This window comes from Pseudomonas sp. S2_B07 (assembly GCF_054668435.1).
The window spans coordinates 3,218,434-3,234,762 of sequence record NZ_CP162769.1; the positions used below are offsets into that span (position 1 = coordinate 3,218,434).

The 16,329-nt window shown below is 60.3% G+C and carries 16 protein-coding genes and 1 pseudogene; 8 read left to right on the forward strand and 9 right to left on the reverse strand.

Annotated features, from left to right (window positions below):
* The first annotated feature begins 33 nt into the window (after positions 1-33).
* From hisI to AB4N43_RS14765, 8 genes and pseudogenes are all read left to right on the forward strand, one after another.
* Entirely contained in the window at positions 34-435 is a 402-nt protein-coding gene (gene hisI / locus AB4N43_RS14730) for a phosphoribosyl-AMP cyclohydrolase (protein ID WP_007989281.1), read from the forward strand.
* Entirely contained in the window at positions 428-760 is a 333-nt protein-coding gene (locus AB4N43_RS14735) for a phosphoribosyl-ATP diphosphatase (RefSeq protein WP_027922119.1), read from the forward strand. The genes hisI and AB4N43_RS14735 overlap by 8 nt, the downstream gene beginning before the upstream one ends.
* Before the next feature lie 25 nt (positions 761-785).
* A complete protein-coding gene (locus tag AB4N43_RS14740) occupies positions 786-1,064 on the forward strand; it encodes a twin-arginine translocase TatA/TatE family subunit (protein ID WP_010464483.1) in 279 nt (92 codons plus the stop codon).
* 10 nt (positions 1,065-1,074) lie between these two features.
* Entirely contained in the window at positions 1,075-1,524 is a 450-nt protein-coding gene (gene tatB, locus AB4N43_RS14745) for a Sec-independent protein translocase protein TatB (protein WP_027922120.1), read from the forward strand.
* Positions 1,521-2,315 carry a twin-arginine translocase subunit TatC gene (tatC, locus tag AB4N43_RS14750; protein WP_027922121.1) on the forward strand — a complete coding sequence of 265 codons (795 nt, stop codon included), beginning with the start codon at positions 1,521-1,523 and terminating at the stop codon, positions 2,313-2,315. Before tatB ends, tatC begins: the two co-directional genes overlap by 4 nt.
* A complete protein-coding gene (locus AB4N43_RS14755) occupies positions 2,312-3,019 on the forward strand; it encodes a 16S rRNA (uracil(1498)-N(3))-methyltransferase (protein ID WP_460154181.1) in 708 nt (235 codons plus the stop codon). The genes tatC and AB4N43_RS14755 overlap by 4 nt, the downstream gene beginning before the upstream one ends.
* Before the next feature lie 138 nt (positions 3,020-3,157).
* Positions 3,158-4,168 (forward strand): annotated as a pseudogene (locus tag AB4N43_RS14760) (methyl-accepting chemotaxis protein); the annotation flags it as partial.
* 201 nt (positions 4,169-4,369) lie between these two features.
* The gene (locus AB4N43_RS14765; RefSeq protein WP_460154212.1) at positions 4,370-5,074 is read left to right on the forward strand and encodes a methyl-accepting chemotaxis protein; all 705 of its coding nucleotides are present in this window, start codon (positions 4,370-4,372) and stop codon (positions 5,072-5,074) included.
* A 46-nt stretch (positions 5,075-5,120) separates the two neighbouring features.
* Here the strand turns inward: AB4N43_RS14765 and AB4N43_RS14770 are convergent, their stop codons facing one another.
* The 9 genes from AB4N43_RS14770 to AB4N43_RS14810 all read right to left on the reverse strand — a co-directional run bounded on the left by AB4N43_RS14770 (position 5,121) and on the right by AB4N43_RS14810 (position 16,141).
* Positions 5,121-5,855, reverse strand: coding sequence for an amino acid ABC transporter ATP-binding protein (locus AB4N43_RS14770; protein ID WP_460154182.1), 735 nt, complete (start codon positions 5,853-5,855; stop codon positions 5,121-5,123).
* Entirely contained in the window at positions 5,848-6,807 is a 960-nt protein-coding gene (locus AB4N43_RS14775; protein WP_460154183.1) for an amino acid ABC transporter permease, read from the reverse strand. Before AB4N43_RS14775 ends, AB4N43_RS14770 begins: the two co-directional genes overlap by 8 nt.
* Before the next feature lie 175 nt (positions 6,808-6,982).
* Positions 6,983-7,780: a transporter substrate-binding domain-containing protein gene (locus AB4N43_RS14780; RefSeq protein ID WP_194940880.1), complete on the reverse strand. Its 798-nt coding sequence runs from the start codon at positions 7,778-7,780 to the stop codon at positions 6,983-6,985.
* Between the two features lie 211 nt (positions 7,781-7,991).
* Entirely contained in the window at positions 7,992-10,562 is a 2,571-nt protein-coding gene (gene mdoH, locus AB4N43_RS14785) for a glucans biosynthesis glucosyltransferase MdoH (protein ID WP_027922127.1), read from the reverse strand.
* On the reverse strand, positions 10,555-12,369 hold the full coding sequence (locus AB4N43_RS14790) for a glucan biosynthesis protein G (RefSeq protein WP_027922128.1): 1,815 nt from the start codon (positions 12,367-12,369) through the stop codon (positions 10,555-10,557). Before AB4N43_RS14790 ends, mdoH begins: the two co-directional genes overlap by 8 nt.
* Before the next feature lie 321 nt (positions 12,370-12,690).
* On the reverse strand, positions 12,691-13,128 hold the full coding sequence (dtd, locus tag AB4N43_RS14795; protein ID WP_059181779.1) for a D-aminoacyl-tRNA deacylase: 438 nt from the start codon (positions 13,126-13,128) through the stop codon (positions 12,691-12,693).
* On the reverse strand, positions 13,125-14,096 hold the full coding sequence (pip, locus tag AB4N43_RS14800) for a prolyl aminopeptidase (RefSeq protein WP_027922130.1): 972 nt from the start codon (positions 14,094-14,096) through the stop codon (positions 13,125-13,127). The genes dtd and pip overlap by 4 nt, the downstream gene beginning before the upstream one ends.
* Before the next feature lie 105 nt (positions 14,097-14,201).
* Entirely contained in the window at positions 14,202-15,119 is a 918-nt protein-coding gene (locus tag AB4N43_RS14805) for an alpha/beta hydrolase (protein ID WP_027922131.1), read from the reverse strand.
* A gap of 74 nt (positions 15,120-15,193) precedes the next feature.
* A complete protein-coding gene (locus AB4N43_RS14810; RefSeq protein WP_027922132.1) occupies positions 15,194-16,141 on the reverse strand; it encodes a choline ABC transporter substrate-binding protein in 948 nt (315 codons plus the stop codon).
* Positions 16,142-16,329: the final 188 nt, after the last annotated feature.

Below are 16,329 nucleotides of genomic sequence, written 5' to 3' on the forward strand. Positions count from 1 at the left end.
AATGAAGTGCGAAGCCCGCTGTCGGAGTCGAAGATGAAAAACTGGCTGGACGAGATCAAGTGGGACGCTGATGGCCTGGTGCCGGCGATTGCCCAGGATCACAAGACCGGGCGCGTCCTGATGATGGCCTGGATGAACCGTGAAGCGCTGGAACTGACTGCTGCCGAGAACCGTGCCATTTACTGGTCGCGTTCGCGTGGCAAGCTGTGGCGCAAGGGCGAAGAGTCCGGCCACGTGCAAACCCTGCATGAGATGCGCCTGGACTGCGACGCCGACGTGATCATCCTGATGGTCGAGCAGATCGGCGACATCGCCTGTCATACCGGCCGCCAAAGCTGCTTCTACCGCGTCTATGAGAACGGCGACTGGACAACGGTCGACCCGGTCCTGAAAGATCCGCACGCCATCTATTCCGCAGGACACAAACATGAGTGACACTCTGACCCGCCTGGCCGCAGTGCTGGAAGAGCGCAAAGGCGCCGCTGCCGACAGCTCGTATGTCGCCAGCCTGTACCACAAGGGCTTGAACAAGATTCTGGAAAAAGTCGGCGAAGAGTCGGTCGAAACCATCATTGCCGCCAAGGACGCCGCCATCAGCGGCGACTGCAGCGATGTGATCTACGAGACCGCCGATTTGTGGTTCCACAGCATGGTCATGCTCGCCCAACTGGGGCAGCATCCGCAGGCTGTACTTGATGAACTGGACCGTCGCTTCGGTCTGTCCGGACACGCCGAGAAAGCCTCGCGCCCGTCCGCCTGAACAATTATTAGAGAGGAGCAGCAACATGGGCATTTTTGACTGGAAACACTGGATCGTCATCCTGGTTGTTGTCGTATTGGTATTCGGCACCAAGAAACTGAAAAACCTCGGCACGGACGTGGGCGAGTCGATCAAGGGCTTCAAGAAAGCCATGAACGACGACGAAAAACCGGCCGATCCGACCGTGACACCGGCGCAACCGGTTCCACCTGTTCAGCCACAGACTACGCAGTCCGTGAACCAGCCGCACACCATCGACGTGCAGGCACAAAAAGTCGAAGAGCCGATCCGCAAAGACGTGTGAGCACTGACTAATGTTTGGTATCAGCTTCTCTGAACTGTTGCTCGTCGGCCTAGTGGCCCTGCTGGTGCTGGGGCCCGAGCGCTTGCCGGGTGCTGCGCGCACCGCCGGCCTGTGGGTCGGGCGCTTGAAGCGCAGCTTCAACGCGATCAAACAGGAAGTTGAACGTGAAATCGGTGCCGACGAGATTCGTCGGCAGCTGCACAACGAGCACATTCTGTCGCTGGAGCAGGAGGCGCGGAAGATTTTCTCGCCGACCCAGCAGGAGCCGACGCCGGTGGAGCATGTGGGGGAACAGACGATTCACGCGCCTGTCGCCGCCACTGAACCAACGCCTGCGCCAGCACCTGTTGTAGCGACTGCGCAACCTGAGTCCGTTGTATCAGCACCACCGGTTGCTCCTGCCGCCGCGCCGACAGCGCCGGCCCCTCATGACCCAACACTGCCGCCGCGAGCCCCATGAGCGATCTCCCCGAAAACGACCAGCACATGCCGCTGGTTTCGCACCTCACCGAGTTGCGTACCCGTCTGCTGCGCTGCGTAGCGGCGATTTTCATCATCTTCGCCGGGTTGTTTGCCTTTACCCAGCAGATCTACACCTTCGTCTCCACGCCGCTGCGCGCGTACCTGCCCGCCGGCGCGACGATGATCGCCACCGACGTGTCGTCGCCCTTCCTGACGCCGCTGAAGCTGACCATGATGGTCTCGCTGTTCCTGGCGATCCCGGTGATCCTGCACCAGATCTGGGGCTTCATCGCACCGGGCCTGTACAAGCATGAAAAGCGCATCGCGGTGCCGCTGCTGATGTCCAGCATCGTGCTGTTCTACACCGGCATGGCGTTCGCCTATTACCTGGTGTTCCCGTTGATCTTCAAGTTCTTCGCCGCCGCCACCCCGGCCGGCGTGGAAATGATGACCGACATCACCAGCTACCTCGATTTCGTCATGACGCTGTTCTTCGCCTTTGGCGTGGCGTTCGAAATTCCGGTGGCCGTGGTGCTGCTGGTGTGGATCGGCGTGGTCGACGTCAAATACCTGAAGAAAATCCGCCCGTACGTGGTCATCGGCTGCTTCGTGGTCGGCATGATCCTGACGCCGCCGGACATCTTCTCGCAGACGCTGTTGGCGGTACCGATGTGGCTGCTGTTCGAGATCGGCATCCTGTTTGGCAGCCTGATCAGCAAACGTGGCGAGCATCCGGACGACCAACCGGTTGACGATCACAACGACCAGCCGCCAGCGACCCAACCGTGAACCTGCTGCTGCTCGAAGAAGCCGATTTCATTGCGGCCGACCGGGTGATCCTGCGTGATCGCCGGTTGACGCACATGCAGGAAGTTCACCGCTGCGAAGTCGGTGACAGCATGCGTGTCGGTCGGATCGGTGGGTTGATGGGCACGGCCGAGGTGTTGCGCCTGGACGCCGCTGAAGCCGAATTGCGCGTCACCCTCGACCAACCGCCCCCGAACAAGCTGCCGTTGACCCTGGTGTTGGCCCTGCCGCGCCCGAAAATGCTGCGCAGGGTGTTTCAGACCGTGGCCGCCATGGGTGTGCCGCGCGTCGTGCTGGTGAACAGCTATCGCGTCGAGAAGAGCTTCTGGCAAACCCCGTTCCTGGAACCCGAGGCGATTCGCGAACAATTGATCCTCGGCCTCGAACAGGCCCGGGACAGTGTGCTGCCCGAGATCGTTATCGAGAAGCGCTTCAAGCCCTTCGTTGAGGACCGTCTGCCGGCGATCACCGAGGGCACCCTCGGCCTGGTCGGACATCCCGGAAACTACCCGCCTTGCCCCCGCGGCCTCGACGAACCGGTGACCCTGGCCATCGGCCCCGAAGGTGGCTGGATCCCTTACGAGATCGACCTGCTGGGCAAGTCCGGCCTGCAACCGGTGCAGCTCGGCGAGCGCATCCTGCGCGTCGAGACCGCCGTCACCGCCCTGCTCGCCCGCCTGTTCTAACACGGCCCCTTGTAGCAGCTGGCGAAGCCTGCTGCTACAAGGGATGTGATCGTCGCCAGTCTTTTTCGCCCTACAGAACCGGCTTTGCCTGCCGATACAGTTCCCACAAAACCAATCAGTGGTCCAGGGAGTTGTAGCATGTACCAATGGCTAGCCGAGAATCTGGGGAACATCAGCGTCAATCGCAAACTGGGAATCGGTTTCGGTCTGGTGCTGTTGCTTACCCTGTTGATCACCTTCACCGGCTGGACTGGCCTGAGCGACGTGACGAGCCGTGGCGACAAGCTCGGGTTCATCGCCAGCCTCAATGACCTGACCAAAGACCTGCGCCTGGCCCGTCTGGATTATGAAATGCGCCGGGGCGAACAAGGCCCGGGGGCGGTCAACGACAAGCTGGCGCAACTCGATGCGGGCCTGCAAACCGCTCGCAAACTGATTGAGCAACCGGCCGACGCGGCAATGGTTGACCAGCAATTGGCCGCCGTCAGCCAGTACAAACAAGCGTTCAGCGCGATGATCCAGGCCGGTGCCAACCGCGAAGACGCGCGCAGCAAACTCGGGGCCACGGCCGACAACGCCGTCGCCCGCGTCGCCGAAGTCGAGAAATCCCTGCTGCAAGGCGACAACGTCGCCCAGTTCAATAGCGTGATCGATTTGAGCAAATTGATTCAGCAAGCGCGCTTCCAGGTTCGCGGCTACACCTACAGCGCCAAGCCCGAAGCCGAACAACCGGCGCTGGACGCCATCGACAACGCCCTGAAAAACCTCGAAAGCCTGCCGTCCAAACTGCCGGAAGAACACACCGCCAACCTGCAACAGGCGACCGATTCGCTCAAGGCCTACCGTGCCGCCGTCAGCCAGTACCGTGACTCCCAGGTCGCCAGTGCTGCCGCACTCGTGCGCATGGCCGAGCAAGGCGATATCCTGCTCGACGTCAGCAAAAAACTCACCGTGTCGCAAACCATCGTCCGCGACACCGATGCGGCTCACGCCAAGAACATGCTGCTGATGGCCACCGCCCTGGCCCTGGCCTTCGGCATAGTCGCAGCCTGGGCGATCACTCGCCAGATCGTCATCCCGCTGAACCAGACCCTGAAAGTGGCTGAACGTGTGGCCGCCGGCGACCTGACTCACAACCTGACCTCCAAGCGTCGCGACGAACTCGGCCAGCTTCAGCGTGCCATGCAGAGCATGACCCTGGGCCTGCGGGAACTGATCGGCGGCATCAGCGACGGCGTTACACAAATCGCCAGCGCCGCCGAAGAGTTGTCGGCGGTCACCGAGCAGACCAGTGCCGGGGTCAACAGCCAGAAAGTCGAGACCGATCAGGTAGCGACCGCAATGAACGAAATGACCGCGACCGTGCAAGAAGTCGCACGCAATGCCGAAGAAGCCTCCGAAGCCGCCGTCGCCGCCGATCAGCAAGCCCGCGAAGGTGACAAAGTGGTCGGCGAAGCCATCGCCCAGATCGAACGCCTGGCCCTCGAAGTTGGCAATTCCACCGCCGCAATGGGCGATCTCAAACGCGAAAGCGACAAGATCGGCAGCGTGCTCGATGTCATCAAATCCGTGGCCCAGCAAACCAATCTGCTGGCCCTCAACGCCGCCATCGAAGCCGCCCGTGCCGGTGAAGCCGGACGCGGTTTTGCGGTGGTGGCCGATGAAGTTCGCAGCCTGGCGCAACGCACCCAGAAGTCCACCGAAGAAATCGAAGAGCTGATCGTCGGCTTGCAAAACGGCACCCAGCAAGTCGCCACGATCATGGACAACAGCCGCGTCCTGACCGACAGCAGCGTCGAACTGACCCGCCGCGCCGGGGGCTCACTGGAAAGCATCACCCGCACCGTGTCGGCGATTCAGTCGATGAACCAGCAGATCGCCGCCGCTGCCGAGCAGCAAACGGCAGTGGCCGAGGAGATCAACCGTAGCGTGCTGAACGTGCGTGACGTGTCCGAGCAGACCTCGGCAGCCAGTGAAGAGACGGCGGCATCCAGTATTGAGCTGGCGCGGCTGGGAACGCATCTGCAGATGCTGGTGGGCAGGTTCAAGGTTTGAGGTGATGCGGACTGATCGTTCCCACGCAGAGCGTGGGAGCGGTCGACTAGAGAACCTGACGCAAAAACGCCTGCGCCCGCGCATCCTTCGGCGCATCAAAGAACTCCGCCGGTGACGCATCTTCCAGCAATTTGCCGTGATCGAAGAACAACACCCGATCCGCCACTTCCCGCGCAAAGCCCATTTCATGGGTGACGCAAACCATGGTCATGCCTTCCACGGCCAGGGTTTTCATCACGTCCAGCACTTCGCCGACCATTTCCGGGTCCAGCGCCGAGGTCGGCTCATCGAACAACATGACCTTCGGCTCCATGGCCAACGCCCGGGCAATCGCCACGCGCTGTTGCTGGCCGCCGGACAGACGCGACGGAAACTCGTGGGCTTTCTGTGCAATGCCGACCTTTTCCAGCAACGCCATGGCCTTGGCCTCGCGCTCTTTCTTGCCGCGTTTGCGCACGACTTTCTGCGCCAGGCAGAGGTTTTCCAGCACGGTCATATGCGGGAACAGGTTGAAGTGCTGAAACACCATGCCGACCTCGCGCCGGTAGGCGTTGACGTCGGTTTTCGGGTCGGCCAGTTGCAGACCATCAATGCTCACCGAACCCGAGTCGAATGCTTCCAGGCCATTAAGGCAGCGCAGGAAGGTCGATTTGCCGGAGCCGGACGGGCCGATCACCACCAGCACTTCACCCTTGGCCACGTGCGTGGTGACGTTATCCACCGCGCGAACCACCTGGCCGCGGGTATCGAAGACTTTTACCAGATCGCGAACTTCAATCACTTTGCGCGAGCCTCCGCTCAAGCCGGCTGGCGATTTTCGACAGCGGCAGGTTGATCAACAGGTACAACCCGGCCACGCAGAACAGGATTTCGAATGGCGAGAACGAGGTGGTGATGACTTCACGACCGCTTTTCAACAGTTCGGTAATTGCGATGACCGAAACCAGCGACGTGTCCTTGACTAGGCTGATGAATTGCCCGGCCAGGGGCGGCAATACCCGCTTCAAGGCTTGAGGCATCACCACGTGGCGCATCGACTGGCCAGCGCTCAGCCCCAACGAACGCGCGGCTTCGTTCTGGCCGCGGGCGATGGACTGCACGCCGGAACGGATGATTTCCGCGACGTAGGCGCCCGTGAACAGCGACAACGCCGCGATCCCGGCGAATTCCCGGGACAGGTTCATCACGGTGCCGATGAAGAAATAGAAAATGAAGATCTGTACCAGCAGCGGTGTGCCACGGACCAGTTCGACGTAAATGGTCGAGAGGTCGCGCAGGGTCGGGTTGCTCGACAGCCGGCACAAACCGGTGACGAGACCGATCAACAGACCGAGTACGCCAGACACCACGGACAACCACAACGTGGTCCACAGCCCCCAAAGCAGTGGACCGGCGGCCCAATGGCGTGTCACGCCGATCACATCGCCTTCGGCCACATCATCGCCTTGGGCGACTTGCAGGCTGTTGTCGTCGACGGTCACGCGCTGCTCATCACCCGCGTCGTTGCGCAGGGTGACTTCGGCTTTATCGCCCGTGCGCACCAGTTCGCTGACGGTGGAGATGTCGGCGGCGCGCCGGGATTCTTCGGCGTGGTAGGCGAAGTATTGCGGCACTCGGTTCCAGCGCCATTCGTAGGACATCAGCGAGGTGGCGTAATACAACGCGCCGGCCAGGCCGATCAGCACCAGCACGGTTAAAACGTGCCAGGGCCATTGGGATTTTTTTTGTTTCATTTGCTTTGAAGCTTCCGAATTTTGTGTCGCCGGGAAGGCCGTCATCGCGGGCAAGCCTGCTCCCACAAGGTTCTGCGCCGGACACAAAATTTGTGTTCACCCAGATCACTGTGGGAGCGGGCTTGCCCGCGATTGGGGCGGCGCGGTCTAACTGACCGAACGCCGCTTGTCAGCGTTACTCCATGTCCTTGAGCCAAGCGGTGTCTTTGAACCACTTGTCATGGATGCGATCGTAGGTGCCGTCTTCGTGGATCTGGTGCAGGAAGTTGTTGATGAAGTTGATGCTGTCGTAGTCACCCTTCTTCAGGCCGAAGGCCAGCGGCTCGTACGTGAACGGCTTGTCGAGGAACACCAGTTTGCCGGCACCAACCTTGTTCACCGCCACCACGTTGTACGGCGCGTCGTAGATGAAGGCATCAGCCTTGCCATTGACCACGTCCAGCACCGCTTCCTGTTCATTGTCATAGCCGTGGTACTCGGCTTTGGAGATCAGCTTCTTGGCGACCATCTCGCCGGTGGTGCCGAGCTTGGAGGTGATGCGGTAGTCGGCGGTGTTCAAGTCCTTATAGGACTTGATGGTGCCTTCCAGCTCTTTGCGGATCAGCAGGGTCTGACCGACGACGATAAACGGTTCGCTGAAGTTCAGGCGCAGGTTGCGTTCCTGGGTCAGGGTCATCCCGCTGCCGATCATGTCGAACTTGTCGGTCATCAGGGCCGGGATGATGCCGTCGTAGCCGGTGGACACCAGCTCCAGCTTGACGCCCATGGCTTTGGACATGGCTTTGAGGATGTCGACTTCGAAACCGATGATCTCGCCGCGCTTGTTGGTCATCTCGAACGGCATGTAGGTCGGGTCCATGCCGACTTTCAGCGTGCCGCGCTTGACCGCGTCATCGATGGCACCGGCCTGCGCCGCGCTGACTGCAACCAATGCCGTGACGCCGACCAGCAGCATCGAGAGATACTTCTTCATCATCATGTCCCCAAAACCATTGCGGTGTGAGGCGCGCAAAAACGGCGGCTTCCCTCAGGAAACGCCCCCATACGGACAAAAATTATCCGGGCGCACCAATTCGGGGACGGATCCTAAACTACTCGCCCGTTTGCACAAGGGCTGAAACAGGATTTGTTGGCTGACGCCGATCAGGCAAAAAAAAACCCCGCTGGATGAGCGGGGTTTTCTATTACGCCAACTGAGGCTGTGCGCTCAGCGGTTTGAGCGGCAGCAACGGCGCGTGGGGATCGGCTTTCACCGATTGACGCCAGGCTTGCAGCCATTCGGGGTGACCTTCACTCCAGACCTGCTCATGCAGACGACCCAATGCCACCGGGTCACTCAGCAATTGCACACGCTCATTGTTGTTCAGGCCATCAGGCCCGACCTTCAAGGCGTGACGAACCCGTTCGACACGCAGCCACTCGATTGGCTCGGCCTGACCGTGACGAGAAGTCGCCAGCGAGCACGCCAGGGCGTTCTGCTGCGGATCGACCACCGCCCGGATGAAGCCGTCGTTCAGTGCGTGATAACGGTTTTCGTGGGTGTACTGGTCGGTGGCCAGCAGCGCCTGCGGCGGATTGTATTCCTCAGGGATCAGGAACAGGCTTTCGTCACGGGACTTCAAGCCCAGACCGACACGGCTGGAAATCACCGACACCGGAATCGACAGCATCAACGAACCGACAATCGGCACCAGCCACCACAGGAAGCTCGGGTTCAGCCAGATCACCAGCAAGGCCCAGAAGAAGCCCAGCAAGGTCTGCGGACCGTGGCGCTTGACCGCTTCGCTCCATGGCGTGGAATCGTCGTCACGTTGTGGCGAGTTCCAGGTCGCGGCCCAGCCGAGGAACGCGGCCAGTACGAAACGGGTGTGGAAAATCATCCGCACCGGCGCCAGCAGCATGGAGAACAATACCTCCAGCAGCATCGACATCGTCACCTTGAACTTGCCACCGAACTCTTTCGCACCTTTGGCCCAGATCAGGAGGATGCTCAACAGCTTCGGCAGGAACAGCAGCACGATGGTCGTGGAGAACAGCGCCACAGCCTTGTCCGGGTGCCATTGCGGCCACAGCGGATACAGCTGTCGCGGCTCCATGAAGTATTGCGGTTCCATCAGCGTGTTGACCGCCAGCAGCGCCGTCGACAACACGAGGAAGAAGAACCACAACGGCGCCGACAGGTAAGACATCACGCCGGTCAGGAACACCGCCCGGTGAACCGGGTGCATGCCCTTGACCAGGAACAGGCGGAAGTTCATCAGGTTACCGTGGCACCAGCGACGGTCACGCTTGAGTTCGTCCAGCAGGTTCGGCGGCAGTTCTTCGTAGCTGCCCGGCAAATCGTAGGCAATCCACACGCCCCAGCCGGCACGGCGCATCAGCGCGGCTTCAACGAAGTCGTGGGACAGTATCGCACCGGCGAATGCGCCTTTACCCGGCAATGGCGCCAGGGCGCAGTGCTCGATGAACGGCTTCATGCGGATAATCGCGTTGTGGCCCCAGTAGTGGGATTCACCCAACTGCCAGAAGTGCAGACCGGCGGTAAACAACGGACCGTACACGCGAGTCGCAAACTGCTGCATCCGTGCATACAGGGTGTCCATGCCCGACGCACGCGGCGCGGTCTGGATGATCCCGGCGTCCGGTGTGGCTTCCATCAAGCGCACCAGGCTGGTCAGGCATTCACCGCTCATCACGGAGTCCGCGTCGAGCACGACCATGTACTTGTAGTCACCGCCCCAACGACGGCAGAAGTCGTCGAGGTTGCCGCTTTTACGTTTCACGCGACGGCGACGGCGGCGATAGAAGATCTTGCCGAAGCCACCGGCTTCGCGGCAGACGTCCAGCCAGGCTTGCTGCTCGGCAACGCAGATGTCGGCGTCGTTACTGTCGCTGAGGACGAAGAAGTCGAAGCGATCCAGGTCACCCGTGGCCGCTACCGATTCAAACGTCGCCCGCAGACCGGCAAATACACGCGGCACGTCTTCGTTGCAGATCGGCATCACCAATGCGGTGCGCGCGTCCTTTGGAATCGGCTCATTACCGGCACTTTTACCGGAGATGCGGTATTTATCGTGCCCGGTGAGCAACTCGAGGAAGCCCATCAGCGCGGTCCAGAAACCGGCCGACACCCAGCAGAACAGAATCCCGAACAGGATCAGGATGCTGGTTTGTAATGCGTATGGCAGCACTTGTGTGGCGGTTTGCAGCAGCGGTTGATGCAGCACTTCGTTGAGGTCGACGAACGACCAGCCCTGGTACGGCATGATGCCTTTCATGTACCAGCCGGCGACGATGGTCTGGCCGAGCATCAATACCAGCAGAATGTAGCGACGGATCGAACCCACAGTGCGCCAGCGAGCGGCCGGCAGCACACGTTCATCTTTCGGCGGAGCCGGCGGATTGGTGCGACCGGTCAGGCGGCGCCAGCCACGTACCAGAATGTTGGTGCGCCACGGCTCCGGCACGACTTTGGTCCGACGGATCGGCGGGGTCGCTTTGAGGCAAACCCGACCGCTGGCGTCGACCACCAGCATTTCCGCTTCTTCCAGTTCTTCAGCCGTGTTCAAGGTCAAACGACGGCCCACCGAGGCTTGGGCAGCCTCGGTCGGAGCGTCGAACGTCTGCGACGACAGACGCTGGTGCAATTCGCTGAAGGACTGGCAGCCCGCGAGTTCCGCGCGCTGCTCGTCGGTCATCGGTAGATGCGCCAGATACTCGGCAAGCGTCTCTGGCTGTATTTGAGAATTACTCATCGGCAGACAACTGATAGCTCCAGGTCTCGGTCAGGACTTCTTCAGTCGATGCCGATTCCGGTGTGGCTGGGGCCGCGTCGGCAGCGACTGGCTGCTTGGCGTCTTTATTAGCCTTGTCCTTGGCATCTGCAACCGGCTTGGCATCGGCCTGCTTGGCCTCTGCTTGCTTGGCTTCCTTGTCGGCTTTTTCCTGTTGCTTGGCGGCAACCTTGTCGGCTTTGGCGACAGACGAATTCGAGGCTGGAACCGACGTCTTGGCCAGGTCTGCCGGCACGATGTTCTGAACCAAGGCCGCGCGCATTTCGGTGGCTTTGCTCGCATCCTTGATCTTCATGCGCAGCGTCAGGCGCCAGCCCTTGGTTTCAGGGTTGTAACGCACGCTGTTCTCGACCAGTTCAGCGTTGTCGCCCACGCTGACCTGGCTGCGAACGTCCGCATCCGGTGGCAATGCCGCCAGGGACGGGCCTTCGAAGTCCACCAGATAAGCAACGCTACCGTCCGGCTGACGGATCAGGTTGGACTGTTTAACGTCACCGGTGGAGCGCAGGGTCTGTTTGACCCAGGCACTGTCAGGCGCGTGGATGGAAGCTTCGTCCATGGTCCAGTGCATGCGATAGGCAACATCGAGCGGCTGGCCAGGCTCTGGCAGTTTTTCCGGGTTCCAGAAAGCCACGATATTATCGTTGGTTTCATCGGCGGTCGGAATCTCGACCAGATCCACGGTACCCTTGCCCCAGTCACCCTTCGGCTCGATCCAGGCGCTTGGGCGCTTGTCGTAGCGATCGTCGAGGTCTTCATAGTGGCTGAAATCGCGGCCACGTTGCAGCAGACCGAAACCACGCGGGTTCTCGACCGAGAAGTTGCTCACCGACAGGTGTTTCGGGTTGTTCAACGGACGCCAGATCCATTCGCCGTTGCCGGCATGGATCGCCAGGCCGCTGGAATCGTGCAGCTCACGACGGTAGTTCAGCACTTTCGAAGGCTGGTTGGCGCCGAACAGGTACATGCTGGTCAATGGAGCAATACCCAGCTTGCCGACCTTGTCGCGCAGGAACATCTGCGCCTTGACGTCGACAATGGTGTCGCTGCCCGGACGCAGGGTCAGGCGATAGGCACCTGTCGCACGCGGCGAATCCAGCAACGCGAAAATCACCAGGTGCTTGTCACCCGGCTTCGGCTGTTGAATCCAGAACTCGGTGAAACGCGGGAATTCTTCGCCGGATGGCAATGCGGTATCAATCGCCATACCCCGGGCAGACAAACCATAAACGTGGCCCTTGCCGACGACGCGGAAGTAGCTGGCGCCGAGCATGGTCATGATTTCGTCTTGCTTGTCAGCCTTGTTGATCGGGTACAGCACCCGGAAACCGGCATAACCCAGTTGTTCGGTGGCCTTAGGATCGAACTTCACGTCGCCGAAATCGAAACGACTCGGGTCATATTTGATTTCTTCGACGGAATTAGCCGTGATTTCGTTGATTTTCACCGGTGTATCGAAATGCATACCCTGGTGATAGAACGACAGCTTGAACGGGGTTTTCTGATCCGCCCACTCGGCCTTCTCGGTCAGGAAACGAATTTTCTGATAGTCCGCGAATTTCATCTCGCGGAACTCGGTTGGCAGGTTACTGCGCGGAGCTTCGTATTTTTGCGCGGCCAGCTCTTTTGCCTTGACCGACACATCCTCCAGACTGAATGCCCAAAGCTGGCCGGCGCTGAATAGGCAGAGCAGTGCAGAGCCCGCTACCAGAGCGCTTCGGAACCGTTTGGCAGTCAATTTTGGTGCATTACAGGGACTAACAATCACGAGCAACCCTCGCCGAAAACAGATCAAAAAACCAACGGCCAGTTGAAGGGTTCGCACGGTCAACGGCATGAAAAAACCGACCTTGCAAACCACTCTTGCCAAGTTGGCGAGCATTGTTCCGACTCCGATGGGGCTAAATGATTCCCCAAACGGTTCAGGACAAGTCTCTACCTAAGTCAAAATGGACCAACGAACGCCGATCCCCGTAGCGCGCGATTATCTAGTAGGCCGCGTTACAACGCATCAGGCGCAACAAAGTATTTCTCGCGAAAAACGCCTGTTTACAGTCGAAAAGCTCTTAAAAAGTTGTTTCAAGCGCTTTCAGGTCTGTAACAGGAAGGTTACCGGGCCATCGTTGACCAGGTGCACCTGCATATCCGCGCCGAATCTACCTGATGCCACAGTGCCATGCACCTGTTTCGCTTTGCCTAATAGATAGTCGAAAAGCTCCTCACCCAACGCAGGAGGGGCCGCGGTCGAAAAACTCGGACGCAGCCCGCTTTTAGTGTCAGCAGCCAGGGTGAACTGTGAGACCAGCAGCAACCCGCCACCGACATCCGCCAGGGACAGATTCATCTTGCCCTCAGCGTCGCTGAATACCCGATAGTTAAGCAGCTTATTGAGAAGTTTGTCGGCGCTGGCCCGAGTATCCTCGGGCTCGACGGCGACCAGTACCAGCAACCCTTGGTCGATCGCCCCCACCACTTCCCCCGCGACCTCGACTCGCGCACCCCGTACGCGTTGCAACAACCCCTTCATGCTTCTTCGGGCGGCAGATCGAGCAAGCGGCGCGCCATCTGGCCGGCGGCCCGTACCAACGCATCGGTGATGCCCGGTTCGGCCGCTGCATGGCCGGCGTCACGGATGATCTGCAGCTCACTGTTCGGCCAGTTCTGGTGCAATTCCCAGGCGTTATCCAGCGGGCAAATCACATCGTAGCGACCGTGGATAATTACACCGGGCAAATGGGCAATCTTGCCCATGTCACGGATGAGCTGGTTGGGCTCAAGGAAGGCGTTGTTGGTGAAGTAGTGACATTCGATGCGTGCAATCGACAACGCGCGCTGAGGTTCCGAGAAGCGATCGACCACCAGCGGATTCGGACGCAACGTTGCGGTCCGGCCTTCCCACGTGGACCAGGCCTTGGCCGCATGCATCTGGGCAATCTGGTCGTTGCCGATCAGGCGCTTGTGGAAAGCGCTGAGCAAGTCGTCGCGCTCGTCCAGCGGGATCGGCGCAATGTAATCCTGCCAGTAATCGGGGAACAGACGGCTGGCGCCTGCCTGGTAGAACCACTCGATTTCCTGCGGACGGCAGAGAAAGATCCCGCGCAGGATCAGGCCGTGGACACGCTCCGGGTGGGTTTGCGCGTAGGCCAGCGCCAGGGTTGAACCCCAGGAGCCGCCAAACAGCACCCATTTGTCGATGCCCAGATGCTTGCGAATTCGCTCAAGGTCGGCGACCAGATCCCAGGTGGTGTTGTTTTCGAGGCTGGCGTGGGGGGTGGAGCGACCGCAACCACGCTGGTCAAAGGTGACAATGCGATACAGGTTTGGATCGAAATACCGACGGCTCTGGGCATCACACCCGGCGCCGGGGCCGCCGTGGATGAACACCACCGGCAAACCTTCCGGTGAACCGCTTTCGTCGACGTAGAGCGTATGGGTGTCATCGACGGCCAGATCGTGCCGGGCGTGGGGTTTGATCTGTGGGTACAAAGTCTGCATTGCGCGCTCCGTAAGGGGTCGAGGTCATCCCTGGGGGGACTTCTATTATTCTGCCGTCCGGCATCATAAACCCGAATTACGTCAATGAGCATGCCCCTTGCTGCGTCAGAGTCTGTCAGCCAAAAACCCGAGCAGCGTTTCATAGAGTTCGTCCACCTCGGCGACCTGACCGCGCGCGCGCAAACAGCCGTGAACCAGCCCTTCGCCATAGTACAACGTAGTGTCCACGCCAGCGGCTTCCAGTTGTTCGGCGTAGACCACACCGTCATCGCGCAGAGGATCGAATTGCGCGACGGCAATCAAGGCCGGCGGCAGTCCACCGAAATGCCCGGCGAGCAATGGCATGGCATAAGCGCCCGGCTGTCGGCTGCCGCGCAAGTACAAGGCGTGATAGCAATCGACATCGCTGCTGCTGAGTAACGGCGCGTCGATGCATTCGCTGCGCGATGGCGACTGCTGATCGCCGCCCAGGCCCGGATAGATCAGGACCTGCGCAGCGGGCAGTGGTTCGTGGGCATCGCGTAACGCCAGGCACAACGCCGCGGCCAGATTGCCGCCAGCACTGTCCCCCATCACCAGCGTCCGCGCTGGATCCAGTCGGAACGGCCCGGCACGCAACGCGCGCCAGACCTTGAGACAGTCATCGAATCCCGCCGGATATGGATGTTCGGGCGCCAGACGGTAATCAACGGCAATCACCAACACGCCGAGTGTCGAGGCGAGCTCGGCGCAGATGAAGTCGTGGGAATCCAGATCGCCGACCACCCATCCGCCACCGTGCAGATACACGATGCACGGGCACGTATCGGACGATGGCGAGGCGTGTGGCTGATACGACCTGACGGCCACACCGGCCAAATCGAAATCGACGACATAGAGCCCTTCAGGACGCGGCGGGGTAAACGCCTGGCACATCTCGCTGTAGGCCAGGCGCAAACCGGCGAGGCTGGTGTCGGTGCTGTTGAAGCTGACGGTTTTCTCGACGAAGGCCGTCATCTGTTCGGAAAGCAGGTAGGGAGTCATGAGCCAGTGTCAGTCCGTCAGAATTTCGTGAACAGGGCCTTTGTGGCGAGGGGGCACTCGTCATTACCGATGGGTCAGTTTTTCAAACTGGCCTGTACGGTTGCGAGGCCGTCCTTGCCATCAAAACTGGACACGCCCGCCAGCCAGCGCTGCAAATCTTCCGGGTGATCGCGCAACCATTGCCTGGCCACGTCCTGCGGCGTCTTGCGTTCCATGATCGGCACCATCAACTGGCTTTCCTGGGACGCGGTAAACGTCAGGTTTTCCAGCAGACGATTGACGTTCGGGCAACGCTGGGCGTAATCCGGCGCGGTGACGGTGGAAACGGTGGCCGCGCCTTCGTTCGGCCCATACACGTCTTCACTGCCCGTCAGGTAGGCGATCTTCATGTTGATGTTCATCGGGTGCGGCGTCCAGCCGACGAACACCACGAATTCCTTGCGATTCACCGCGCGTTGCACGGCGGCAAGCATGCCGGCCTCACCGGACTCGATCAGTTTGAAATCCTTCAAGCCAAAGTGATTGGTCTCGATCATGGTTTTGATTGTGGTGTTGGCGCCGCTACCCGGCTCGATGCCATAAATCTTGCCACCGAGCTGGTCCTTGAATTTTGCGATATCGGCGAAGGTTTTCAGTCCGGCGGCGGCCACGTAATCCGGCACCGCGAGCGTCGCCTGGGCATCGGCCAGGCTCGGTTTGTCCATGACCTTCACTTGATTGGCGGCCACGAACGGCGCGATGTTTTTGTCCATCGCCGGTTTCCAGTAACCAAGGAAGATGTCGAGCCGCTTGTCGCGGATGCCGGCGAAGATGATTTGCTGCACGGCGCTGGTTTGCTTGCTTTCGTAGCCCAGGCCATTGAGCAGCACATCGGCCATGCCGCTGGTGGCGATGACGTCGGTCCAGTTGACCACGCCCATGCGCACGGCTTTGCAGGAAGCATCGTCACTGGCCAGGACGCTGGTGCTCAAAAGAGCCGTGCCGCAGAGGATTGAGAGACAGCGGGTGAACAGTCTTTTCATCGTGAGAGTCTCGTGCGGCAGATTATTGTGAGGGCCGGTGTCTTCGTGCACCGTGCTCAGCACATTACGCAGCAGCGAGAGGGTAAAAGCGAACTGTGGCGACCGAGATTTGCACGGTGGCGACGGTACTGCCCAGTTCTGCCCCAACTCCCGTTGCACCGCATGGATGTTTTCGGCCGGGTTGCCGT

What these genes read in the sequence shown, in the direction of transcription:
- hisI (WP_007989281.1), top strand. Translation starts at nt 34, where the DNA reads ATGAAAAACTGGCTGGACGAGATCAAGTGGGACGCTGATGGCCTGGTG.
- AB4N43_RS14735 (WP_027922119.1), top strand. Translation starts at nt 428, where the DNA reads ATGAGTGACACTCTGACCCGCCTGGCCGCAGTGCTGGAAGAGCGCAAA.
- AB4N43_RS14740 (WP_010464483.1), top strand. Translation starts at nt 786, where the DNA reads ATGGGCATTTTTGACTGGAAACACTGGATCGTCATCCTGGTTGTTGTC.
- tatB (WP_027922120.1), top strand. Translation starts at nt 1,075, where the DNA reads ATGTTTGGTATCAGCTTCTCTGAACTGTTGCTCGTCGGCCTAGTGGCC.
- tatC (WP_027922121.1), top strand. Translation starts at nt 1,521, where the DNA reads ATGAGCGATCTCCCCGAAAACGACCAGCACATGCCGCTGGTTTCGCAC.
- AB4N43_RS14765 (WP_460154212.1), top strand. Translation starts at nt 4,370, where the DNA reads ATGACCGCGACCGTGCAAGAAGTCGCACGCAATGCCGAAGAAGCCTCC.
- AB4N43_RS14775 (WP_460154183.1), bottom strand. Translation starts at nt 6,807, where the DNA reads ATGAAACAAAAAAAATCCCAATGGCCCTGGCACGTTTTAACCGTGCTG.
- AB4N43_RS14780 (WP_194940880.1), bottom strand. Translation starts at nt 7,780, where the DNA reads ATGAAGAAGTATCTCTCGATGCTGCTGGTCGGCGTCACGGCATTGGTT.
- mdoH (WP_027922127.1), bottom strand. Translation starts at nt 10,562, where the DNA reads ATGAGTAATTCTCAAATACAGCCAGAGACGCTTGCCGAGTATCTGGCG.
- dtd (WP_059181779.1), bottom strand. Translation starts at nt 13,128, where the DNA reads ATGAAGGGGTTGTTGCAACGCGTACGGGGTGCGCGAGTCGAGGTCGCG.
- pip (WP_027922130.1), bottom strand. Translation starts at nt 14,096, where the DNA reads ATGCAGACTTTGTACCCACAGATCAAACCCCACGCCCGGCACGATCTG.
- AB4N43_RS14805 (WP_027922131.1), bottom strand. Translation starts at nt 15,119, where the DNA reads ATGACTCCCTACCTGCTTTCCGAACAGATGACGGCCTTCGTCGAGAAA.
- AB4N43_RS14810 (WP_027922132.1), bottom strand. Translation starts at nt 16,141, where the DNA reads ATGAAAAGACTGTTCACCCGCTGTCTCTCAATCCTCTGCGGCACGGCT.